The 21,452-nt window shown below is 66.3% G+C and carries 20 protein-coding genes; 6 read left to right on the top strand and 14 right to left on the bottom strand.

Features of this window, described 5'->3' with window-relative positions; translation table 11 throughout:
• Positions 1-49: 49 nt before the first annotated feature.
• Positions 50-925, bottom strand: a complete 876-nt coding sequence (locus tag KY499_RS08635) for an FHA domain-containing protein (protein ID WP_219886831.1) — start codon at positions 923-925, stop codon at positions 50-52.
• Positions 926-928: 3 nt separating this feature from the next.
• Positions 929-1,189 carry a hypothetical protein gene (locus tag KY499_RS08640; protein ID WP_183164520.1) on the bottom strand — a complete coding sequence of 87 codons (261 nt, stop codon included), beginning with the start codon at positions 1,187-1,189 and terminating at the stop codon, positions 929-931.
• Between the two features lie 178 nt (positions 1,190-1,367).
• Here KY499_RS08640 and KY499_RS08645 point away from each other — a divergent pair, with 178 nt between their 5' ends.
• From KY499_RS08645 to KY499_RS08655, 3 genes are all read left to right on the top strand, one after another.
• Positions 1,368-2,078, top strand: a complete 711-nt coding sequence (locus KY499_RS08645) for a response regulator transcription factor (RefSeq protein WP_123255522.1) — start codon at positions 1,368-1,370, stop codon at positions 2,076-2,078.
• A gap of 2 nt (positions 2,079-2,080) precedes the next feature.
• The gene (locus KY499_RS08650; RefSeq protein ID WP_219886832.1) at positions 2,081-3,607 is read left to right on the top strand and encodes an ATP-binding protein; all 1,527 of its coding nucleotides are present in this window, start codon (positions 2,081-2,083) and stop codon (positions 3,605-3,607) included.
• 183 nt (positions 3,608-3,790) lie between these two features.
• Positions 3,791-4,078: a WXG100 family type VII secretion target gene (locus KY499_RS08655; protein WP_123255520.1), complete on the top strand. Its 288-nt coding sequence runs from the start codon at positions 3,791-3,793 to the stop codon at positions 4,076-4,078.
• Between the two features lie 17 nt (positions 4,079-4,095).
• On the opposite strand, the gene KY499_RS08660 is transcribed toward KY499_RS08655, so the two are convergent.
• From KY499_RS08660 to KY499_RS08680, 5 genes are all read right to left on the bottom strand, one after another.
• A complete protein-coding gene (locus KY499_RS08660) occupies positions 4,096-5,148 on the bottom strand; it encodes a ribonuclease HI family protein (protein ID WP_219886833.1) in 1,053 nt (350 codons plus the stop codon).
• A gap of 256 nt (positions 5,149-5,404) precedes the next feature.
• Positions 5,405-7,042 carry a chaperonin GroEL gene (groL, locus tag KY499_RS08665; RefSeq protein ID WP_123255518.1) on the bottom strand — a complete coding sequence of 546 codons (1,638 nt, stop codon included), beginning with the start codon at positions 7,040-7,042 and terminating at the stop codon, positions 5,405-5,407.
• Positions 7,043-7,358: 316 nt separating this feature from the next.
• Positions 7,359-7,565 carry a cold-shock protein gene (locus tag KY499_RS08670; RefSeq protein WP_123255576.1) on the bottom strand — a complete coding sequence of 69 codons (207 nt, stop codon included), beginning with the start codon at positions 7,563-7,565 and terminating at the stop codon, positions 7,359-7,361.
• A gap of 170 nt (positions 7,566-7,735) precedes the next feature.
• Positions 7,736-8,359, bottom strand: coding sequence for a LytR C-terminal domain-containing protein (locus tag KY499_RS08675; RefSeq protein ID WP_123255517.1), 624 nt, complete (start codon positions 8,357-8,359; stop codon positions 7,736-7,738).
• An 84-nt stretch (positions 8,360-8,443) separates the two neighbouring features.
• Positions 8,444-8,725 (bottom strand): DUF3263 domain-containing protein, encoded by a 282-nt coding sequence (locus KY499_RS08680; protein ID WP_375141141.1) that lies wholly within the window; start codon positions 8,723-8,725, stop codon positions 8,444-8,446.
• 189 nt (positions 8,726-8,914) lie between these two features.
• Here KY499_RS08680 and KY499_RS08685 point away from each other — a divergent pair, with 189 nt between their 5' ends.
• Together KY499_RS08685 and KY499_RS08690 are read left to right on the top strand one after the other, a co-directional pair.
• A complete protein-coding gene (locus KY499_RS08685; protein WP_258191037.1) occupies positions 8,915-9,694 on the top strand; it encodes a uracil-DNA glycosylase in 780 nt (259 codons plus the stop codon).
• A gap of 26 nt (positions 9,695-9,720) precedes the next feature.
• Complete coding sequence (locus KY499_RS08690; protein ID WP_219886835.1) at positions 9,721-10,560, top strand: siderophore-interacting protein; 840 nt, start codon at positions 9,721-9,723, stop codon at positions 10,558-10,560.
• Positions 10,561-10,592: 32 nt separating this feature from the next.
• Here KY499_RS08690 and KY499_RS08695 read toward each other — a convergent pair whose 3' ends face one another.
• Positions 10,593-12,089, bottom strand: a complete 1,497-nt coding sequence (locus KY499_RS08695) for a threonine/serine exporter ThrE family protein (RefSeq protein ID WP_219886836.1) — start codon at positions 12,087-12,089, stop codon at positions 10,593-10,595.
• A gap of 31 nt (positions 12,090-12,120) precedes the next feature.
• Complete coding sequence (locus tag KY499_RS08700) at positions 12,121-13,194, bottom strand: peptidoglycan bridge formation glycyltransferase FemA/FemB family protein (RefSeq protein WP_219886837.1); 1,074 nt, start codon at positions 13,192-13,194, stop codon at positions 12,121-12,123.
• Between the two features lie 121 nt (positions 13,195-13,315).
• On the opposite strand from KY499_RS08700, the gene KY499_RS08705 reads away from it, so the two are divergent.
• The gene (locus KY499_RS08705; RefSeq protein ID WP_219886838.1) at positions 13,316-13,870 is read left to right on the top strand and encodes a TspO/MBR family protein; all 555 of its coding nucleotides are present in this window, start codon (positions 13,316-13,318) and stop codon (positions 13,868-13,870) included.
• Between the two features lie 54 nt (positions 13,871-13,924).
• Here KY499_RS08705 and KY499_RS08710 read toward each other — a convergent pair whose 3' ends face one another.
• The 5 genes from KY499_RS08710 to gcvP all read right to left on the bottom strand — a co-directional run bounded on the left by KY499_RS08710 (position 13,925) and on the right by gcvP (position 21,385).
• Positions 13,925-15,337 (bottom strand): L-serine ammonia-lyase, encoded by a 1,413-nt coding sequence (locus tag KY499_RS08710; protein WP_219886839.1) that lies wholly within the window; start codon positions 15,335-15,337, stop codon positions 13,925-13,927.
• Between the two features lie 160 nt (positions 15,338-15,497).
• Positions 15,498-16,817, bottom strand: a complete 1,320-nt coding sequence (gene glyA, locus KY499_RS08715; protein ID WP_308813096.1) for a serine hydroxymethyltransferase — start codon at positions 16,815-16,817, stop codon at positions 15,498-15,500.
• The gene (gcvH, locus tag KY499_RS08720) at positions 16,814-17,197 is read right to left on the bottom strand and encodes a glycine cleavage system protein GcvH (RefSeq protein ID WP_123255508.1); all 384 of its coding nucleotides are present in this window, start codon (positions 17,195-17,197) and stop codon (positions 16,814-16,816) included. Before gcvH ends, glyA begins: the two co-directional genes overlap by 4 nt.
• 130 nt (positions 17,198-17,327) lie before the next feature.
• Complete coding sequence (gene gcvT / locus KY499_RS08725; protein ID WP_219886840.1) at positions 17,328-18,491, bottom strand: glycine cleavage system aminomethyltransferase GcvT; 1,164 nt, start codon at positions 18,489-18,491, stop codon at positions 17,328-17,330.
• Positions 18,492-18,502: 11 nt separating this feature from the next.
• On the bottom strand, positions 18,503-21,385 hold the full coding sequence (gene gcvP, locus KY499_RS08730; RefSeq protein WP_375141128.1) for an aminomethyl-transferring glycine dehydrogenase: 2,883 nt from the start codon (positions 21,383-21,385) through the stop codon (positions 18,503-18,505).
• Positions 21,386-21,452 lie beyond the last annotated feature (67 nt).

A 21,452-nucleotide genomic window follows, 5' to 3' on the forward strand; every position in this document is an offset into this window, starting at 1 on the left:
CCGCTGCCGGTCCCGCCCGCCCATCAGGACGCGGACCGGCGACGGGGAGCTAGCTGACCCCGGTGGAACCATCCCGCTCGATGGCTCCGGTCCGGGGATCAATCTGGGGCCGCTGATAGGCGAATTCGCCACCGCTCCGTCCCCCGAACGGCCGGCCGTGGTCCGCGAACTCCTCGCGGAAGTAGGCCAACCGCCACGGTCCCATCTGGAGCCTCGCTCCCGTGCGGAGCACCGCACTGCCGGACGGTCCGAAACTCCCGGTCACCTCGCCATGCCGGACGAGGACGTATTCATCCGCCTCGTTATGCAGGATTTCAGCGTGGAGTTCGTCGAGCCCGGACAGCTTCAGGTCGCAGGACGCCCCGCTGCCGATCGTTACCCGCTCGGCGGCCAGATTGAACTCGCGGGGTACCTGACCGTTCCAGGACGACGAATCCTGAACGAAGATCAGCCGGGGCCGGCCGCTGCCGCGGGTGTGATGAGTTGTCGTGATTCGTCGCACAATTCTGCGCTGTACCGTCGGCATCGGCGGCCACGGAGTTTCCGGTGGCAACAACGACTGCCCGCGGGAGCGGCTTCTCCTGGCGGATTTCAGCAGCGGCGCGAGCACGCCGAGCTTGCCCAGTCGGATGTGCCGCGAGCCGGTCAGCAACCGTTGCGCGCGGGCCGGAGCCACGGCTCCCAGGCTGATGATCGGACCATCCGGCCCCTCCAGGACAAGAGTCAGGCCCTGCTCTGCGATGGACTTGGCCAGCGGCCGCACCTGTTCGAGTCCCGGCAGCTGCTGGGTGGCCACCGAGTCAAGACTGTCCACCCGGATCCGTACTTCTGTACCGTCGGCAGTCAGCGTCCCGGTGGTTTCCCCGCCTGCTGGCTCCGTCAGCGAAAAGGCCAGGTCAGCGTGGACCCGCACCTGAACTGTCACCGGTCAGCTTCTGTTCTCGTCTGACCCCGCCGCGTCCTTATCGCTCGTCGTTACCCGGAGGCTGCCGTTGAGCTTCCACGTCGCGCGGGGAGCATCCGGGCCGATGTCGCGGGGAACTTCGATGGTCATGTCGATGAAGTTGTAATTAATCGCGGCTCCCTTGCCGGTGAGGTAGGACCACATTTCCTCGGCAAGGTCTGCCCAGTCGCGGATGGGGTGGTCTGCCGCCGTGGAGCCAGCTGCGGGCGTAGTCATATCAGTCATCGTGGGTCTTACCTCCGTGTGAGGGAAATCATGCCGGGCTGAGAGTAACGATGGGCCAACTGTAGTGCGAACCATGCACGAGCGGAATCCCTTCTTCGCCCCCCCGTCCAAAGAGCGCACACGCCGCACACAACTTTCCTCCAGACAACTCCCAGAGTCTGGGAGCATCATGGGAACTATGAAAAAGAACGGTCCCGAAGCCAAGCTCCTCGTCGTCGATGATGAACCGAATATCCGCGAGCTGCTTTCCACCTCGCTCCGCTTCGCCGGCTTTGAAGTTGTCTCCGCCGGCAACGGACGGGATGCCCTGGCTGCCGCGGAACTTCACGCCCCGGATCTGGCCGTGCTGGACGTGATGCTGCCGGATATGGACGGCTTCACGGTCACCCGCCGCCTTCGCGCCGCCGGAAAGCACTTCCCCGTCCTGTTCCTTACCGCCAAGGACGACACCGAGGACAAGGTCACCGGGCTGACGGTTGGCGGAGACGACTACGTCACCAAGCCCTTCAGCCTTGACGAAGTGGTCGCCCGCATCCGTGCGGTTCTCCGCCGCACCCAGCCCCAAACCGATGATGACGCTGTCATCCGGGTCGATGACCTGCAGCTCGACGACGACGCCCACGAGGTTCGCCGCGGCGGAACCGTCATTGAGCTCTCGCCCACCGAATTCAAACTGTTGCGATACCTGATGCTCAACCCGAACCGGGTCCTGTCCAAAGCCCAGATCCTGGACCATGTGTGGGAATACGACTTCAACGGCGACGCGTCGATCGTGGAGTCCTACATCTCCTATCTGCGCCGCAAAGTTGATATCGATCCCGATGCCCCGGCGCTGATCCAGACCAAGCGGGGCGTAGGCTACGTGCTCCGGACAGCCGAGAAGCGCTGACCTTGCTGCACCGCTGGAATTCGGCTTCGCTTCGATCGCAGCTCGTCGCGATCATGATGGCGCTGATGTTGCTTGCCCTCATCGCTACCGGCGCCGGCACCCTGACCCTGCTGCACAGCTTCCTGCAGGGTCAGGTGGACGACAAACTCAAGGCCGCGGTCGCATCCGTCAATCAGCAACAGTCGTTTCGCCAGTTGCAGGCTGCCAGCCCCAACGTTCCTACCGACTATTCCCTGATGGTATTCAGCCCGGGACTGAAACCGGCCCTCTTCGGCGACGAGAACTCCCATCCGGCCATCAGCGACATCTCCGCAGCCGAGGCTGAGAGTCTGGACGGGGCTCCTTTCCAGGTTCGCGGCAGCGCGGGCGACCACTGGCGGGTGGTGGCCCTCACCGGGGTGGACTCCAACCAGCGCATCGCCGTGGTGATCATCGGCCTCCCGCTGGGCCCGGTCGACTCCGTGATGGAGCATGCCACGCTGGTCGTCGTCGGCGTCGGGTTCCTCACGATCGTGCTCGCGCTCTTTATCGCTACCTGGACCGTCTCCCGGTCGTTCCGTCCCCTGGCGAGGGTGGAGAAGACCGCCGCGGCGATCGCAGCCGGCGACCTGTCCCGGCGTGTGGAAGTGGAGAACCCGGGCACGGAGGTCGGCAGGCTGGGCAGCTCCCTGAACGCCATGCTGGCGCACATCGAATCGGCGTTTTCAGCCCGGATGGCATCCGAGGCCCGGATGCGCCGCTTCGCCGCCGACGCGTCCCATGAGCTACGCACCCCGCTTGTCACGATTCGTGGTTTCTCGGAACTGTACCGGCACGGCGCGCTTTCCACGCCCGAGGACGTGGCGACGGCGATGGGCCGGATCGAGAGTGAAGCGAAGCGGATGGGGGCCATGGTCGAGGACCTGCTGTTGCTTGCCCGGATCGATGAGCAACGCCCGCTCCAGCAGAAACCAGCGGATCTGCTGCTGTTGGCCAATGATGCAGTTGTCGACACCCAAGCCAGCGACCGCAGCCGAAGCATCACTCTGACGGGGCTCGACGGCGCCGCACCCGCCCCTGCACCGGTGCTGGGCGACGAGGCCAAGCTGCGTCAGGTGCTGGGAAATCTCGTCGGCAATGCCCTGCGCTACACACCGGAAGACAGCCCGATCGAACTGGCCGTGGGAGTCCGGCCCGCCCCGGACGGCGCCCGGCAGTCTGTTATTGAGGTCCAGGACCATGGGCCCGGCGTCACCGACGAGGAGGCCGAGAGGATTTTCGAGCGGTTCTACCGGGCTGACACGTCACGGACCCGGGAATCCGGCGGCAGCGGGCTCGGGCTCGCCATCGTCTCCGCGATCGTAGGAGCACACGGCGGATCAGTCAGTGTCCGAACGACAGACGGCGGCGGCGCTACCCTTGTGGTCAGTCTGCCGTTCCTTGATGAAGGGCCATCGGATTTCGGCCCGTCGGATTCCGAAGGACAGGCCGGCTCTGACGGACTGGCGGAGGACGAGCCGGACGCTCCGCCTGCCGGGACGACGTCGTGACGGGCTGATCCTGTACCCCGTGTCCGCCGGGGCGATATCCACATAGACACAGATCTGTCGGCCAATGCGACGACCCCCTGCCTATTCTCGAGGTGTCCGGAAAACCCGGACACGGCGGACGCTCCGCCAGTGCCGCCACAGGCCCCGCCTGCCGCCGCAGGCCGCTGTCGAGAGGATATCCACATGAGCATCATCTCCGTCGATACCGAGCTGCTCCAGCTCAAGTCCGCGAACGTCAAAGCCACAGTCGACCGCATCAGCGCCGATGTCCAGTCGATGAAACGCGGCCTCGACGAACTTCAGGCCAGCTGGCGAGGCTCGGCAGCCACCAATTTCCACGGCATCGTGGCCGAGTGGAGCGTCACCCAGGGCCGGGTTGAGGCCTCACTGGCCGCCATCAACCTCGCACTGAGCTCGGCTGCCGCCAGCTATGACCAGACGGAGCTCCACAATGCCCAGCGCTTCGGCTAAACCCCGCTGTAACGGCCTCAGACCTCGGCCGTGCCCTGGTGGAACCGAAGGCGCCACTGTGGGCCGTCGAGGACCCACAGGGAGCTGCGCAGGACAGTACCGGTGCGGGTGTGGCTGCGATACGTCAGGAGAATCGTGTCGCCGCCCAGCCGGTCCGCTCCCAGGAGTTCCAGTTCCGCCGTCCCGCCCGGGCTCTCCTCGAGCGCCATCATCATGGCGTCGCGGGTCCAGATCCGGCCGCTGCTGCCGATCTCCGTGAAGTCCGGGTGCAGCAGCACGGCCGCGCGTCCCAGGTCCGCCCGGGTTTCAGGCTGCAGCAACTCGCGTTCAAGTGACTCGACGACCTTTTCCGGGCTCACCCCGTCCGAGGGCGCAGTCGCTGGCGCCGCCTCGTCGAGTTCGCTGAAAAGGTCGGGCTGGCCGAACCGTCCGGCTTCGCCGAACAACTGCTCCGGCCGGGTCCGCGCAGGCCCAGCCCCGGCGGGCGACGGCGTCGCGGGCCGCGCGGAGGCGCCCTGGACGGCTTCGCGGCCTCCCAGGGCTGCGGCACCGCGGGCGTCTGGGGCTGCGGTTGACGTCCCTGCCATCCCTGCATCCCCTGCCGTCGGGCCGAATCCGGGGCCTTGCCGGACGGCGACGCCCTGCTGGTAGGACGTGGCCGCGCCGCGCGCGCGTTCGTCCGCCGCTTCGTTGAGGTCGTGCCCGGCGTGGCCGCGTACCCATTCAAAGGTATATTTGCGGCCCACCAGCGCCTGGTCGATGTCCTTGAGCAGGTCGACGTTCAGGACCGGCTTACCGTCAGCCTTGCGCCAGCCCTTGCGCTTCCAGCCCGGCATCCATTTGGTCACGGCATTGATGACGTACTGGCTGTCGCAGAGGATGTGCAAATCTTCGCCCGGCAGGTGTGCGGTGGCCCGGAACAGGTCCAGAACCGCCATCAACTCACCCTGGTTGTTCGTGCCGTGGGGCCATCCTCCGGCCCGCCAGCAATTATCGTCAACGTACCATGCCCATCCGGCCGGTCCGGGATTTCCTAGTGCTGAGCCGTCGGCCGCTGCTGTAATTGTCACCCCACTATCCTGCCAGACCCTTGGGGCAGCCCGGGCCCCACCTTGGCCTGCCGACGCGTAGAATCCCTGGCGCTGCGCAAAATCCCCGGCGCTGCCGGAAGTCGGCAGCGCCAGTAATTTTCCGGGTCGCGGACGGTTGTGCGCACCGCCAGCGGCCGAAGTTGCCAGCACCGGCCCTTAACGCCGACGGCGGGCCCCACCCATGGGTGGAACCGCCGTCGTACTACAGCGTGTGCAGTGGCAGGAAAGCAGGGGGCTAGAAGCCGCCCATACCGCCCATGCCGCCCATGTCGTCGCCGCCACCCATAGCCGGAGCGTGCTTCTCCGGCTTGTCAGCCACAACGGCTTCGGTGGTGAGGAACAGGCCGGCGATGGAGGCCGCGTTCTGCAGGGCAGAGCGGGTGACCTTGACCGGATCGTTGATGCCGGCAGCCAGCAGGTCGACGTACTCGCCGGTTGCAGCGTTCAGGCCGTGGCCTGCGGGCAGGCCGCGGACCTTGTCAACCACAACGCCGGGCTCGAGGCCGGCGTTGAAGGCGATCTGCTTCAGCGGGGCGTCGATGGCAACGCGGACGATGTTCGCGCCCGTTGCCTCGTCGCCGGAGAGCTGAAGGTTTGCGAAGGCCTTGGCGCCGGCCTGGATCAGGGCAACGCCACCGCCGGCAACGATGCCCTCTTCAACAGCAGCCTTGGCGTTGCGGACGGCGTCCTCAATGCGGTGCTTGCGTTCCTTGAGTTCAACTTCGGTTGCGGCACCGGCCTTGATGACTGCAACGCCGCCGGCCAGCTTGGCCAGGCGCTCCTGCAGCTTCTCACGGTCGTAGTCCGAATCGGAGTTCTCGATTTCGGCGCGGATCTGGGACACGCGGCCGGCGATCTGGTCGGCGTCGCCGGCACCTTCGACGATGGTGGTCTCGTCCTTGGTGACGACAACCTTGCGGGCCTTGCCAAGCAGTTCGAGGCCTGCGGTCTCAAGCTTGAGTCCGACTTCCTCGGAGATGACCTGGCCACCGGTGAGGATGGCGATGTCGGCGAGCTGCGCCTTGCGGCGGTCGCCGAAGCCCGGAGCCTTGACGGCAACAGACTTGAAGGTGCCGCGGATCTTGTTGACGATCAGGGTGGCCAGGGCCTCGCCCTCGATGTCTTCGGCAATGATCAGCAGCGGCTTGGAAGACTGCATGACCTTTTCGAGGACAGCAACCAGTTCCTTGACGTTGGAGATCTTGGAGTTGACGATCAGGATGTACGGGTCCTCAAGGACCGTTTCCTGGCGCTCGGCGTCGGTGACGAAGTAAGCGGAGATGTAGCCCTTGTCGAAGCGCATGCCTTCGGTGAGCTCCAGCTCGAGGCCGAAGGTGTTCGACTCCTCAACGGTGATGACGCCTTCCTTGCCGACCTTGTCCAGGGCTTCGGCAATCAGGGCGCCAATCTCGTTGTCGCCGGCAGAGATCGAGGCGGTGGCGGCGATCTCTTCCTTGGTCTCGATTTCCTTGGCGGAGGCCAGGAGTTCGCGGGTCACGGCCTCAACGGCCTTCTCGATGCCGCGCTTGAGGGACAGCGGGTCAGCGCCGGCCGCGACGTTGCGCAGGCCTTCCTTGACGAGGGCCTGGGCAAGGACGGTGGCGGTGGTGGTTCCGTCGCCAGCGACGTCGTCGGTCTTCTTGGCAACTTCCTTGACCAGCTCGGCGCCGATCTTCTCGTAGGGATCGTCCAGCTCGATCTCCTTGGCGATGGAAACACCATCGTTGGTGATCGTGGGGGCGCCCCACTTCTTTTCGAGGACGACGTTGCGTCCACGCGGGCCGAGGGTGACCTTGACGGCGTCGGCGAGGATGTTCAGTCCCCGCTCAAGGCCGCGGCGTGCCTCTTCATCAAATGCAATGATCTTGGCCATAACGGCAGTAGTCCTTTCGGGACAGTCGTTAAGAATGAACCTTGCTGCGGTGCCCGCGACGGACGATCGTTCTCCAGCGGCCTCTGTACGCCACCGAATCCGGATCTCACCCCAGCCAGATATTTCTTTCGCTCCTGCTCCGGCTGCCGCGTCTGCTGACCGGCCGAACCGGGCGCAGAGTTAGCAGTCAATACGCAGGAGTGCTAGATCAATAATTAGCACTCCCCCGGGGAGAGTGCAAGCAGTGAACGGCTCGTGCCCGGCCCTGCGGCGGTGCAATTCGCTACGAGCGATCAGCCGCCGGTTCCGCGCGGGCCTACTGGAGCGGACGGACGTTTTCCGCCTGCGGACCCTTTTCGCCTTCGCCGATTTCCAGTTCCACGCGCTGTCCCTCGTTCAGCGCACGGTCCCCCGGCCCCTCGATCGCGGACCAGTGCACGAAGACGTCGTTATCGGCGCCCTCCACCGTAATAAAGCCGTAGCCCTTGCCGACGTTAAACCATTTGACGGTGCCTACTGCCATGGGGTCCACCACTTTCTAGCCGGCGCGGCGCACCTCGTTGTGTGCCGCTGCTGTGAAACGGAGTCTGCGGCAACTCTACCGACGGCAACGGGCGCCGGCTCAGCCGCCCCGTGGGCGGATAAGTGAGTTATTCAGCCGTGACCGGGCCCCGTCACCGTCACCGTGCAAAGTTACTGGAAACCGGGACCCAGGACGACAACGAGCGGTACGTTGAAGTCGGCTGACTCCAGGGTTTCGGGGATGCCGAGGAGGTCGCTCAAGGCCTCGGCATTATCCTTCTGGTCCGGTCCGTTGTAGAAGATGACGGAAGTCGACTGTGGCACGCCGGGCCAGTTCCCGAGCGTACCGAGTGTCCAGCCGCCACCGGCCACCGTGGCGCCGGCCCTGCTGGCTAGTCCGGCGGTGGTGGTCCCGTTGTAGATGGTCACCGGCTGGGTCTTGTCCACGGCCGGGGCATTCGACTCGGCGCCCGGGACCGATGCCGACGGCGTCGGATCGGACGGTGCGGCGGGCGGGACCGCGCCCGGCGTCTCGGTTGCACTTGCGGTTGGTGCCTGCGAGGCAGAAGCGCTGGCGCCGGACTGGGCTGCTGCCACAGCGGCGTCCCCGGCCGGGGCGAATCCGAGCTTCGGCAGGAACACGAAAGCCAGGATCCCAATCACCAGCGCGATGCCGCCGAGGCTCAGGATGGGCACGAGGCTGCGCCTGCGCGCTTCAGTGACGGCCCGGTGGACACCCTGGCGCGTGGAGGTCTCCGGTACCCGATCGAATTCATCCCGAGCATATTTGGTCATGATAGAAACGTTGTCCTTGCTGATTTCTTGCGGGGTGTCCGTGGTGGGCAGAATTTCGTCCGCACGGCCGTGCTTCTCGCGGATTTACGCGCCCGGACCCAAGCGGCGGGCGGTGCGGGCACGTTGACGTGACGTACGTAGTCTACGCAGTCTCTTCACCAGCATAGGATCCTGGGCCAGCGCAGCCTCGGTGTCAATGAGGGCGTTAAGCATTTGGTAGTAATGCGTGGCGGACACATCGAACTGCTCCCGGATGGCCTGTTCCTTGGCCCCGGCATACTTCCACCACTGCCGTTCCAAGGCCAGCATCTGCCGGTCGCGGGCGTTCAATTCAGACTCCCGCGCCGCCTCCGACGGGGCCTCGATTGCCGTGGCTGCGTCTTCCGACGAAAAGTGGTCTTCCGACGAAAAGTGGTCTTCCGACGAAAGGTGGTCTTCCAACGGAAGGTGCTTCTGCGCTGCTTCGGCCACGTCACGCTCCCTGGTTCGGCCCGATAAAAGTCCCCCTCCATGGTACGGGCGCAGCATCGGCTTGTCATTTGCGCGCCTGCGAGAATGGGTCCTGTGTTTGATCCCGATGCATTGTTTGAGCTGGAGCCTCCGCAGGGCGACGCTGTCGGCTTCGCCGAAATGTCCCGGCTGCCCTTGGCCGACCTTGTGGCGCCGGATTGGGTGGAGGCCTTGGCGCCGGTCGAGGGGCCGTTGCGCGCCGTTCTGGCGTTCCTGGCCGGCGAAGTCGCCGCCGGGCACGAGGTCCTGCCGTCGCCGTCGAACATGCTCCGGGTGTTCCGGCAGCCGCTGGCGGGCGTCCGGGTCCTGGTGGTGGGTCAGGACCCCTACCCGACGCCCGGACACGCGGTCGGGCTCTCGTTCGCCGTCAGCGGCACCACCCGTCCTGTTCCGCGCAGCCTCGCCAATATCTATAAGGAACTTGAGGCCGACCTTGGGCTGACGCCGCGCACCCACGGGAACCTCAGCCGGTGGTCGGAGCAGGGCGTGCTGCTGCTGAACAGGGTTTTGAGCGTCCGGGCCGGCGCAGCCGGTTCGCACCGCAACAAGGGCTGGGAGGCCATCACGGCCGCCGCCATCAGCGCAGTGGCGCACCGCCGCACCCCGGCAGGCGGCGACGTGCCCCTTGTCGCTATTTTGTGGGGCAAGGACGCGGAATCAGTCCAGCCTTTGCTCGGCTCGGCAGCAGTGATCAGCAGCGCGCACCCGAGTCCGCTCTCGGCATCCCGGGGGTTCTTCGGGTCTCGGCCGTTCAGCCGGACCAACACGCTGCTCCAGGAACTGGGCGACGGCACCGTCAACTGGGAACTCCCGCCCCTCCCCTGACCTGGCAGTTGGCTAGGCTTGGCCGTATGAACTCAGTCCCCGCAGCCACCACAGCCACCCGGAAATCGCGCCCGCAGACGAACCTTACGGTCCTGCGGCGTGAGCAGCTCTCACCCCACATGGTGCGGATCGTTGCCGGCGGCCCGGGGTTTGCCGGTTACCTCAATAACGACTTTGTGGACCGCTACGTCAAAATCGTGTTCCCCCAGCCCGGCGTCGACTACCCGGAGCCACTGGACCTCTGGCAGGTCCGCGAGTCCATGCCGCGCGACCTGTGGCCGCACACGAGGACCTACACGGTGCGTTGGGTCGACCAGGCCGCCAGTGAACTCGCCATCGACTTCGTCCTCCACGGCGACGAAGGCCTCGCCGGCCCGTGGGCCGCCGCCGCGAGGCCCGGGGACAGCCTGATTTTCACCGGCCCCGGTGGCGGCTACAACCCTGACCCGGATGCCGACTGGCATCTTTTCGCCGGCGATGAATCCGCCCTGCCTGCGATCAGCGCAGCCATCGAGTCGCTACCCCGGAATGCCCGTGGGCTCGCCTTCCTGGAAGTGGACAGCGACGCGGAGATCCAGGCCATTGATGCCCCGGCCGGCATCGAACTGCGCTGGCTCCCCCGCGGCGGCGTTTCGGCCGGAGCCGGCACGCTGCTTGTTGCGGCCGTGGGCGGCGCCGTCTGGCCCGAGGGCCGGGTGCAGGTCTTTGCCCACGGCGAGCGAGGCTACATGAAGAGCCTTCGGGAGGTGTTCTACGTCCAGCGCGGGCTGGAGCGTGCCCAGGTGTCACTCTCCGGTTACTGGGCCAAGGGCAGGGTGGAGGACGATTTCCAGGCGGAGAAGAAGCTTCCGATCGGGAAGGTCTAGCCGCACCCGCGGCCGGGCGCCGGCGGTTCCGATTAGCGCCGGCGCGCCCTCTTTCGTTCGTTGCTGGCCAGGTTCCTGGTCAGCGGCCGCGCCAGAACGTCGCCGAGCACGATGCCTGCGGCAACTCCGAGCACGATGGCCCCGGCGCTCAGCATCCCGCCGAACCCCAGAATGATTTCCGACTCCTCCAGCGTCAACACATACATGGACCGGAATATAGTGAGGCCAGGCAAGAGGATCAGCGCTGCCGGGACGGCCACCACCAGCTGCGGGGCCCCCATCCGCAGCGCCACGACCCGGGCGAGCAGGCCGATCACGACGGCGGCCAGGGCCGGGGCGAATCTCGGCCCGACGCCCACTGCCGTTGCCCCAATCAGGACAAGGTGCCCCACGACGCCGACTGCGGCCGTGGGAAGCAACAGCGGCCAGGCCGTCTGCTCGGCGATGGCGATGGCCACTACGGCGACTGCCACCATGAGAACCAACAACCACAAGTCGTACCTCGGAGGGAATGTTTCGGTGACGTCGATTGTCTCCATCCCGGTCATGGCGCCCACCACGAAGGCAATCGCGATGCCCGCCACGAGGGCGCCAAAGGTCAGCATGGTGGACAGGAACCGCCCGGCCGCGGTGACGGGGAAGCCGTTAATCGCATCCTGGACCGAGGACACGAGGCGTCCGGTCGGCAGCAACAGCAGGATGCCGCCGACTACGACGATGGCAGGGGCGATCTGGAATCCTACGGGAGTTCCATACCGCCACAGCAGCAGTGCCACGAGCGTGACAACGAAGGAGCAGGCGGCTGTCACGAAGAAGTCCGGGGTGCGCCACTTGCCGAGCTGACGGGCAAGCATGCTGATGAGCAGGCTGGACGCAAAGGCGACGGCGGATGCCCGGATACCCCCGCCCAGGACACCGACGAAGGCCGCGGAGAAGATTCCTGACGCTGCGGTGACCATCCAGCGGGGAAACGGCTTGGGGCTGTGGGTGATGTCATCCAGCCGGCGCACGGCCTCCTCGCGGCCGACGCCGCCGGTCACAATGTCCGTAACCAACTGGTGCACCTGGGCCAGACCGGCGTAGTTGTTGGTCCAGGACCGCACCACGCGCAGCAGCGTGATGGGAGTCTGGTCCCTGGGCGCGTAGTTGATTGCGACCGACTGGTTGGTGATGTCCACCTCGATGTGCTTCAGCCCGAGAGCCGCCGTGATGGCGATGATACTGGTCTCTACCTCGAGGGCGCCGGCACCGTACCGGAACATGGACTCGGCGAGGTGCAGCGCGAAATCGATGGTCTTGCGGGCAGAAGTGTCCACCCCGCCCACCTGGATCATGGGGTTGGCGTAGGGGCTGCCGGCCAGCCGGTCCACAATGCTCATCGGGGCTGTGGGCGGGTGCTCACCCTGGACGAGCCGGCGGAGCATGCGTTTACCGGCGGCCTGCTGGCCCATCTGCAGTGGGGACATGGGTTCGGTCCGCGGCAGGCCCGCGCTGGGCGGCCTGCGGCGGCCGTCGGATGGTTCAGTCATAACGGCTACCTCGATCTTCGTTGCCGCAGGCTCAGTAGAACTGCTGGCCGGTACGCCGGGTGTAGAGCTGTCGCGCGATACGCTCGCCGGCCGCCATCCAGGCGCGGTATTTCAGCGGGGAAAGCACCTGGTCGTAGCAGCCTACGAAGTCGGTGACGGTCTTGCTGAAGCTGGTTTTGAACAGGCCCAGCCCGTGGAAGGGGTTGGCCGTGTCCTTGAGCTGGTTGCTCGGGGGCGTGCCGCAGAAGTCGTACTCTGTGCAGCCGTGCTTTTTGAGCTGGTTGATGGCGGTCCATTGAACGAGGTGGGAATCGCCGTACTGGCTGCGCTTTTGCAGCGAGCCGCCGTCCTTGTAGGTTGCCTTGCGGCCGTAATTGATCACAAAGGCACCGACCGAGGGCACGCCGTTCTCGTACACGAACAGCAGCCGGCCTTGGCCGCGGGCCAGGAAGTTGTTCCAGAACTGCCGGTAGTACCCGTACTCGCGGACCCGGACCTGGGATTTGGCCTCCACAGTGGTCGTCATGAGCGAATACATCGCCCGGAAGTTCTCTTCCGTGGGCTCGACGTTGCGGACCTCTACGCCCTCACGGATGGCGCGGCGCACCGCGTTGCGGCCGCGGGAGTGCAGGTTGCGCAGCAGCTGGTTTTCGTCCGGCGAGATGTCCAGCAGCGCGGTCGAGTCATTGGGCTGCAGGTTGTGGGTCTTGACGAGCCCGGCCCCCTCGAGGACCTCCCTGGCATCGTCGGAAAGCACAATGTCGGGTTCGATCTTGATCGCGAACACGCCGAGCTTCGCCCGCTTCACGAACTCCGCGTTGGCCCGGACAATACCGGGAATGTCCTCGATGCCGGCAACATCCGGGCCCTTGATCAGGTACCAGAGTTTGCCCAGCACCGGAAAGGACTTTTCGAGGACCAGGTTATAACTCGAATAGTCCGCGGTTTCGTACACCAAGTGCAAGGGTTTCCAGCCGAAGTGCTGCTTGACTTCGGCAAACGCCTCAGACTGCAGGAGGTTGCCGCCGTTGGGATTCGCGGTGACGTGGGAATCCCATTTGGTGATCTCGTCGGTCGTGGCAAAGCGGGCAGTGAACTCACGCAAGTGTGCGGTATCCAATCATTGCGGGTGGAGCCTGGGCGGCATGCGGGCATGCATCCCAAGTCTAACGGCCCCGTGCCTTCGGGCCCTGCCGCGGTTCAGCCGAAAAGGCTAGGCTGGATTGATGGAAGCGCATTCAGAATCCTTCAGCCGGACCGGCGCGTCCGGGTCCTCCAAGCGCGGCACCCCGGGGACCGGCGCCCAGATTCTCGGTCTCCTCGTCCTCTTGGGCGCCTCTTTCGCAGTTGCCGCGATCGGCGGGCTGTCATCGGCCTCGAACGTCGACGGCTGGTATGTCACGGCGGACAAAGCGCCGTGGTCGCCGCCGAACTGGCTGTTCGGACCGGCCTGGACTTTCCTGTACACCGCGATGGCGGTGGCCGCATGGCTTGTGTGGCGGACCCGGGACCGGCGGGCGCCCAAAGCCTTGAAGGTTTACGCCGTCCAACTGACGCTGAACTTCCTTTGGACGCCGGTGTTTTTCGGGCTCTACCCGTTCCTGGGCAGCGCGGCCCTGTGGATTGCGCTGCTCATCATCGTGTCGATGATCGGGGCGATCATCTGGACCATTGCGCTGTTCCGCCCGATCAGCGGCTGGGCAGGGATCCTGCTGGTGCCCTATCTGGCCTGGGTCCTGTTCGCCACCACGCTCAACGCCTGGATGGCGTTCAACAACTGATGGCGTTCAACAACTAACGCCGCACGCCGGCACCCGGCCCCGCTAGCCGCGGGGCTAGCACTCCACGACGTTCACGGCGAGGCCGCCCATGGCGGTTTCCTTGTACTTCGAACTCATGTCCCGGCCGGTTTCCCGCATGGTCACAATGACCTCATCGAGGGACACCCGGTGGGTGCCGTCGCCCCACAGCGCCATTTTGGCCGCGTTGATGGCTTTGGCCGCCGCGATCGCGTTGCGTTCGATGCACGGGATCTGGACGAGCCCGCCAATTGGATCACAGGTCAGCCCCAGGTTGTGCTCCATCGCAATCTCCGCCGCATTTTCCACCTGCGCCGGGGTGCCGCCCATGACCTCCGCGAGACCCGCAGCCGCCATCGACGACGCCGATCCCACTTCGCCCTGGCAGCCGACCTCGGCCCCGGAGATGGAGGCCTGCTCCTTGTACAGAACCCCGACGGCCGCTGCCGTCAGCAGGAATTTCACAACAACGTCGTCGCGGTCTTTCTGGGTGGCTTTGTCCATGCCGGGGGCGAAATGCAGCGCGTAGTACAGCACGGCGGGGATGATCCCGGCGGCGCCATTGGTGGGGGCGGTGACCACCCGGCCGCCCGAGGCGTTTTCCTCGTTGACGGCGAGCGCGATCAGGTTGACCCATTCCTGCCAGTACTTCGGGTCCCGGTCCTTGTCCTCCTTCATCAGCCGTTCGTGCCAGTCGGGGGCACGGCGGCGGACCTTCAGCCCGCCGGGCAGCAGCCCCTCACGCTTCAGGCTGACCTCGACGCAGCCCTCCATTACCGAGTAGATATGCAGGAGCCCGTCCCGGATCTCCTGTTCGGTCCTGGACTCGCGCTCGTTGACGAACATCACCTCGCCCATGGACAGGCCCTTGGACTGGCAGCGGCCCAGCAGCTCCGCGGCGGTGCGGAACGGGAGGGGAAGTTCCTTCTTGGACTCGGCAAGTTCCTCCAACGCTGCGTCTTCTTCGCCCTCGCGGACAATGAAGCCGCCGCCGACCGAGAAGAACGTCGCTTGATGCAGGACCTCGCCGTCGGCGTCGAATACCGTGAACGTCATGCCGTTGGTATGCCGGGGCAGGATGGTCAGGGGGCGCAGGACCATGTCCTGAACTCCGTACGGCAGCGGCACGCCTTGGCCCTGTCCGGCGCCGGCCAGCTGCAGGGTGCCGGTTCCGGCAATCGCGGCAAGCCGCTCCTCGACTTCCTCGGGAAGGATCTGGTCCGGGTGGAAGCCTTCGAGTCCGAGCAGAATCGCGGTCATAGTGCCGTGGCCGTGGCCCGTGGCGGCGAGGGAACCGTAAAGGTCAACGCGCAGCGACGCCACCCGGTCCAGGACGGCTTCGGTCCGGAGCTCTTCGGCGAACACGGCGGCGGCCCGCATGGGCCCCACAGTGTGCGAACTCGACGGTCCTATTCCGATGGAAAAGAGGTCAAAAACTCCAACGGCCATGATGCGGTTCCTTACTAGGTCTTGCGGTTGCCCGGCAGGGGCTCCTGCCGGAGGCGGTGCGGCCGCCGGTTGGCGGCTGCAACGCCGGATGCTCGACGCCGGGCGGCGGCTGGTGGCCGCGGCCCGCCCGGCGTCGTGCTTTCTTTCAGTGGGACGGGCTTTAGCCGAGGTTTTCCACTGAGGGGTAGAGCGGGTGGGCGGCGGCGAGTGCCGCAACCCGGGAGCGCAGACCGGAGAGGTCAGTGCCGGCATCGGCGATCAGGGCCTCGGCGATGATATCGGCGACTTCGCCGAAAGCATCCTTGCCGAAGCCGCGCGTGGCCAGGGCCGGGGTGCCGATCCGAAGTCCGGAGGTGACCATCGGCGGGCGGGGGTCGAACGGGACGGCGTTGCGGTTGACGGTGATGTCGATTTCCGCGAGCCGGTCTTCGGCTTCCTGGCCATTGAGTTCGCAATGGCGCAGGTCCACCAGGACCAGGTGCACGTCGGTGCCGCCGGAGATCACCGAGATGCCCTTGGCGGTGACGTCGGGCTGCATCAGCCGGTCGGCCAGGATCCCGGCGCCGGCGAGGACCCGTTCCTGGCGCTCCTTGAACTCGGGCGACGCGGCGATCTTGAAGGCCACTGCCTTGCCGGCGATCACGTGTTCCAGCGGGCCGCCCTGCTGGCCGGGGAACACGGCCGAGTTGATCTTCTTGGCGATGTCGGCGTCGTTGGTCAGGATGATGCCGCCGCGCGGACCGGCGAGGGTCTTGTGCGTGGTGGAGGTGGTGACGTGGGCATGCGGGACCGGCGAGGGGTGCAGGCCGGCGGCCACCAGCCCGGCGAAGTGCGCCATGTCCACCATGAGGTAGGCGCCCACGGAGTCGGCGATCCGCCGGAATTCGGCGAAGTCCAGCTGCCGTGCGTAAGCGGACCAGCCGGCCACAATGAGCTTCGGCTGGTGCTCGTGTGCGAGGCGCTCCACCTCGGCCATGTCGATCCTGTGGTCGTCCTCACGGACCTGGTACGGGATGACCTTGTACAGCCGGCCGGAGAAGTTGATCTTCATGCCGTGCGTCAGGTGTCCGCCGTGGGCCAGGTTCAGGCCCATGATGGTGTCACCCGGACGGATCAGGGCGTGCATCACGGAGGCGTTGGCCTGGGCCCCGGAGTGCGGCTGGACGTTGGCGAACTCGGCGCCGAACAGGGCCTTCACCCGGTCGATGGCGAGCTGTTCGACAACGTCCACGTGCTCGCAGCCACCGTAGTAGCGCTTGCCCGGGTAACCCTCGGCGTATTTGTTCGTCAGCACGGAGCCCTGGGCCTGCATCACGGCACGCGCGGTGTGGTTTTCCGAGGCGATCATTTCCAGGCCGTCGCGCTGGCGGGTCAGCTCGTCGTCGATCTTCGCGGCGATCTCCGGATCCAGGGCGGACAGGTCCGCGTCCAGGCTGGCCGAGACTACCTGCTCGTACGATGTTGTCTGGGCCTCGCTCACAGTTCGCCGCCGTTCTTGGAGGCGTACTCCTGCGCCGACAGCAGCGGTCCGTGGGACTCGGCCGCGACCTTGAACAGCCAGCCGGCACCGTACGGATCGTTATTGATCAGGGCCGGGTCATCAACGACGGCCGGGTTCACTTCGGTGACCTCGCCTGTGACGGGGGCGTACAGGTCGGAGACGGACTTGGTGGACTCCACCTCGCCGCAGGTCTCCCCCGCGGTGACCGCTGCCCCGACCTCGGGCAGATCAACGTAGACAATGTCGCCCAAGGCATCCGTGGCGACGGCGGAAATGCCGATGGACACGACGTTCCCGGCCTCCTTCGCAACCCATTCGTGCTCTTCGGAGTACTGCAGTTCGGGGGCTACTTTTGCCATTTGTTTTTCCTAAGTCTCGGTTGGTCGTTGTGCTGAGTCTGTGGTGGTGGGGCTGGCTGGCCGCGGTTTTCGAAAGCGTGCGTCTAAGCGAGGAACGAGCGAGCACGCGTGAAAACTGGGACCTGCCGGCTTACTTTTGGCGCTTGTAGAACGGCAGTGCGACGACTTCGAACGGCTCTGCCTTGCCGCGCAGGTCGATGTCCAGTGCCGTGCCGGGCTCGGTGTGCTCGACGTCGACGTAGGCCATCGCCACCGGGTAGCCCAGGCTGGGACTGGGCTGGCCGGACGTGACCTCGCCGACGGTGACGCCGTCCTTGAGGACCGGGTAGTGGCCGCGGCCTGCGCGGCGGCCCAGTCCTTTGAGCCCGACGAGCTTGCGTCCGGCGGTGATGCCAGCCCCGGTGGCCTTCGTGGCGGCGAGGGCTTCCTTGCCGACGAAGTCGCCTTCCTTGGACAGGGCGACGATGGCTCCCAGTCCGGCGGAGAACGGGTCTCCGTCGAGGGAAAGCTCATTGCCGTAGAGCGGCATGCCCGCCTCGAGCCGGAGCGAATCGCGGGACGCGAGACCGGCAGGCGTCAGCTCGCCGTCGTCGGCAATGGCGACGAGCGCCTGCCAAAGTGCGGCGGCGGCGTCGTTGGCGACGAAGATCTCGAAGCCGTCCTCACCGGTGTAGCCGGTGCGGGCGAGCAGCAGCTCCTGGCTGGCGCCGCCGACGAGGAAGGGGACCTCCACGGCGGCGTAGTACTTGAGCCCGGTAACGAGTTCGTGCTGCGCGGCCGGGACGAGACGGAGCAGGATTTCCTCCGCTTTCGGACCCTGCACGGCGATCAGCGAGGTCTCGGCCGAGGCGTCCTCGACGACGACGTCGAAGCCTCCCGCCTTGCCGGAAACGGCCCGTTCGGCGAGGGCCGCGGCGACCACCTTGGCGTTGCCGGCATTGGGAACAACGAGGAACGTGTCGGCCCCCTCCGCCTCCGACGGGCGCCGGTAGGTGATGAGGTCATCGATGATGCCGCCGGCATTGTTGCAAATCAGCGAGTATTTGGCCTTGCCGACCGACATCGCGGAGATCTTACCGACGAGCGCGTAGTCCAGGAACGCGGCGGCTTCCGGGCCGGTGACCCAGACTTCGCCCATGTGGGAGAGGTCGAACAGGCCGGCGGACTTCCGCACAGCGTGGTGTTCTGCCAGTTCGGAGCTGTACTTGAGCGGCATCTGCCAGCCGCCGAAGTCCGTGAAGGAGGCGCCGAGCTTCTTGTGCTCTTCGTAAAGGGCCGTGTAGTTCTCAGTCATTCGGGCTGTCCTTAGTTCGCGGAATCGGCGGAGTGGTCCTCGAAAGCTTCGAGGGGAGGGCACGAGCAGATCAGGTTGCGGTCCCCGGCGGCGCCGTCGACCCGTCCGACCGGCGGGAAGTACTTGTCCTGTTTCGGCGTGTGGCCCGGGAAAACCGCCTGTTCCCGCGGGTATTCGCGGGTCCATTCGCTGCTGACAACGGCGGCGGCGGTGTGCGGGGCGTTGCGCAGCGGGCTGTGCTCGACGCTGAAGTCGCCGCCGGCGACCTGGTCGATTTCGGCGCGGATGGCGATCATTGCCTCGACGAAGCGGTCGATCTCGCCGAGATCCTCGGACTCGGTGGGTTCGACCATCAGGGTCCCGGCGACCGGGAACGAGAGGGTGGGTGCGTGGAAGCCGTAGTCGATCAGGCGCTTCGCAACGTCTTCCGCGGTCACCCCGGTCTTGGCGGTGAGCTCGCGCAGGTCCAGGATGCATTCGTGGGCCACGAGGCCGCCCTCGCCTGTGTACAGCACCGGGAAGTAGTCATTCAGCCGTGCTGCGACGTAGTTTGCCGCCAGCAGCGCCGACCGGGTCGCTTCCGTCAGCCCGTTGCCGCCCATGAGCTTCACGTAGGCCCAGGAGATCGGCAGGACGCCGGCGGAGCCGTAGCGTGAGGCGGAGATCGGGGTGCCGCCGGCGCCGTTGGCCGGGTCCGCGGCGTTGCCTGGCATGAACGGGGCCAGGTGCGCCCGGGCGGCAACCGGGCCGACGCCGGGGCCGCCGCCGCCGTGCGGGATGCAGAAGGTCTTGTGCAGGTTCAGGTGCGAGACGTCGCCGCCGAACTGGCCGGGCTGGGCGAGGCCGACGAGGGCATTGAGGTTGGCCCCGTCAATGTAGACCTGGCCGCCCGCCGCGTGCACGGCGTCGCAGACCTCACGGACGTCGGCGTCGAAGACGCCGTGCGTGGACGGGTAGGTGATCATGATGGCCGAGAGGGTGTCCTTGTTGGCCTCGATCTTGGCGGTCAGGTCGGCGTGATCGATCGTGCCGTCGGATGCGGTGGCAACAACCACGACCTTCATGCCGGCGAGCACGGCCGAGGCGGCGTTGGTGCCGTGGGCAGAGGACGGGATGAGGCAGACGGTGCGCTGGTCATCGCCGCGGGACAGGTGGTAGCCGCGGATCGCCAGCAGGCCGGCGAGCTCGCCCTGGGACCCGGCGTTCGGCTGGATGGAGACCTGGTCGTAGCCGGTGATCTCGGTCAGCTGGGCTTCGAGGTCCTCGATGAGTTCGCGCCAGCCGGCGGTCTGGGAGTCGGGAGCGAAGGGGTGGATGGACGCGAATTCCGGCCAGGAGATGGCTTCCATCTCGGCCGTGGCGTTGAGCTTCATGGTGCAGGAGCCCAGCGGGATCATGGTGCGGTCCAGCGCGAGGTCGCGGTCCGAGAGCCGGCGGATGTAGCGCAGCAGCTGGGTCTCGGAGCGGTGGGTGTTGAAGACGGGGTGCTGGAGGTACTCCGAGGTGCGTCCGACGGCGTGGTCGAGGCCGAAGTGGCCGGTTCCGTCGGCGGCGCCGGCGCCGAAGGCTGCGATGACGTCGGCGACGACGGCCGCCGTCGTCGCCTCATCGGCGGAAATCCCGAGGGTGTCCGCGTCGATGGACCGAAGGTTGATGCCCTTGGCCTCGGCGGCGGCGATGATCGCGGCCGCCTTGCCGGGGACGGAGACGGTGACGGTGTCGAAGAAGGACGTGTGCTGGACGTCGAAGCCGGCGGCGCTGAGCGAGGCGGCGATGGTCCGGGCATGTCCGTGGACGGTTTCGGCGATGGCCTTCAGCCCGTCCGGGCCGTGGTAGACGGCGTAAAAGGAGGACACGATCGCGAGCAGCGCCTGGGCGGTGCAGATGTTGGACGTGGCTTTTTCGCGGCGGATGTGCTGCTCACGGGTCTGCAGGGCCAGGCGGTAGGCCGGGATTCCGGCGGAGTCTTTGGAGACGCCGACGAGGCGGCCGGGCATGGACCGCTCAAGGCCCTTTTGCACGGCCATGTAGGCGGCGTGCGGACCGCCGAAGAACAGCGGGACGCCAAAGCGCTGCGCGGAGCCGACGGCGATGTCGGCACCCTGCTCCCCCGGGGGTGTGATGAGCGTCAGTGCCAGCAGGTCGGCCGCGACAGTGACGAGGGCACCGCGTTCCTTGGCGTCGGCGATCACGGCGGAGTGGTCAAACACCCGGCCGGAGACACCGGGCTGCTGGAGCACCACACCGTTGATGACGCCGTCGGGCAGTCCCTTGGAGAGGTCCGCGACCTCGACCTCGAAGCCGAGCGCTTCGGCGCGGCCCTTCACGACGGCGATGGTCTGCGGCAGGCAATCGGCGTCGAGGACAGTCTTGCCCTCGTGCGCGGACTTGTTCTTGTTCGCGCGGCGCATCATCAGTACGGCCTCCGCGACGGCCGTGGCTTCATCCAGCAGGGAGGCGTTGGCGATCGGCAGCCCGACCAGGTCCTGGACCATGGTCTGGAAGTTCAGCAGCGCCTCGAGCCGGCCCTGGGAGATTTCCGGCTGGTAGGGGGTGTAGGCGGTGTACCAGGCGGGAGATTCGAGGATGTTCCGGCGGATGACGGGCGGCGTTACGGTGTCGTAGTACCCCTGGCCGATCATCTGGACAGCGGTCTTGTTTTTGCCGGCCAGCGCGCGCAGCTCGGCGAGGACTTCCACTTCGCTGAGGGCTTCGGTGAGCTTGAGCGGCACATCCTGGCGGATGACTTTGGGAACGGCGGTGTCCACCAGCGCGTCGAGGGTGTCGTATCCGACAGCCTGCAGCATAACGTCGACGTCGGCCTGGCGCCTGGCGCCGATATGCCGGTCTACAAAGGACGTGGGCGCTGGGGTAACAGTCACAAGGAACTCCATAAATCAGGCGGCGCAGGGTACGCCACAGGGATTGGGTTCCTCCCCGCTCTGTATTGGACCTGAGAGT

The organism is Arthrobacter sp. PAMC25284, assembly GCF_019443425.1.
GTDB lineage: Bacteria > Actinomycetota > Actinomycetes > Actinomycetales > Micrococcaceae > Arthrobacter > Arthrobacter oryzae_A.

What these genes read in the sequence shown, in the direction of transcription:
- KY499_RS08640 (WP_183164520.1), bottom strand. Translation starts at nt 1,189, where the DNA reads ATGACTGATATGACTACGCCCGCAGCTGGCTCCACGGCGGCAGACCAC.
- KY499_RS08645 (WP_123255522.1), top strand. Translation starts at nt 1,368, where the DNA reads ATGAAAAAGAACGGTCCCGAAGCCAAGCTCCTCGTCGTCGATGATGAA.
- KY499_RS08655 (WP_123255520.1), top strand. Translation starts at nt 3,791, where the DNA reads ATGAGCATCATCTCCGTCGATACCGAGCTGCTCCAGCTCAAGTCCGCG.
- groL (WP_123255518.1), bottom strand. Translation starts at nt 7,042, where the DNA reads ATGGCCAAGATCATTGCATTTGATGAAGAGGCACGCCGCGGCCTTGAG.
- KY499_RS08670 (WP_123255576.1), bottom strand. Translation starts at nt 7,565, where the DNA reads ATGGCAGTAGGCACCGTCAAATGGTTTAACGTCGGCAAGGGCTACGGC.
- KY499_RS08675 (WP_123255517.1), bottom strand. Translation starts at nt 8,359, where the DNA reads ATGACCAAATATGCTCGGGATGAATTCGATCGGGTACCGGAGACCTCC.
- KY499_RS08685 (WP_258191037.1), top strand. Translation starts at nt 8,915, where the DNA reads ATGGGTCCTGTGTTTGATCCCGATGCATTGTTTGAGCTGGAGCCTCCG.
- KY499_RS08690 (WP_219886835.1), top strand. Translation starts at nt 9,721, where the DNA reads ATGAACTCAGTCCCCGCAGCCACCACAGCCACCCGGAAATCGCGCCCG.
- KY499_RS08695 (WP_219886836.1), bottom strand. Translation starts at nt 12,089, where the DNA reads ATGACTGAACCATCCGACGGCCGCCGCAGGCCGCCCAGCGCGGGCCTG.
- KY499_RS08705 (WP_219886838.1), top strand. Translation starts at nt 13,316, where the DNA reads ATGGAAGCGCATTCAGAATCCTTCAGCCGGACCGGCGCGTCCGGGTCC.
- KY499_RS08710 (WP_219886839.1), bottom strand. Translation starts at nt 15,337, where the DNA reads ATGGCCGTTGGAGTTTTTGACCTCTTTTCCATCGGAATAGGACCGTCG.
- gcvH (WP_123255508.1), bottom strand. Translation starts at nt 17,197, where the DNA reads ATGGCAAAAGTAGCCCCCGAACTGCAGTACTCCGAAGAGCACGAATGG.
- gcvT (WP_219886840.1), bottom strand. Translation starts at nt 18,491, where the DNA reads ATGACTGAGAACTACACGGCCCTTTACGAAGAGCACAAGAAGCTCGGC.
- gcvP (WP_375141128.1), bottom strand. Translation starts at nt 21,385, where the DNA reads ATGGAGTTCCTTGTGACTGTTACCCCAGCGCCCACGTCCTTTGTAGAC.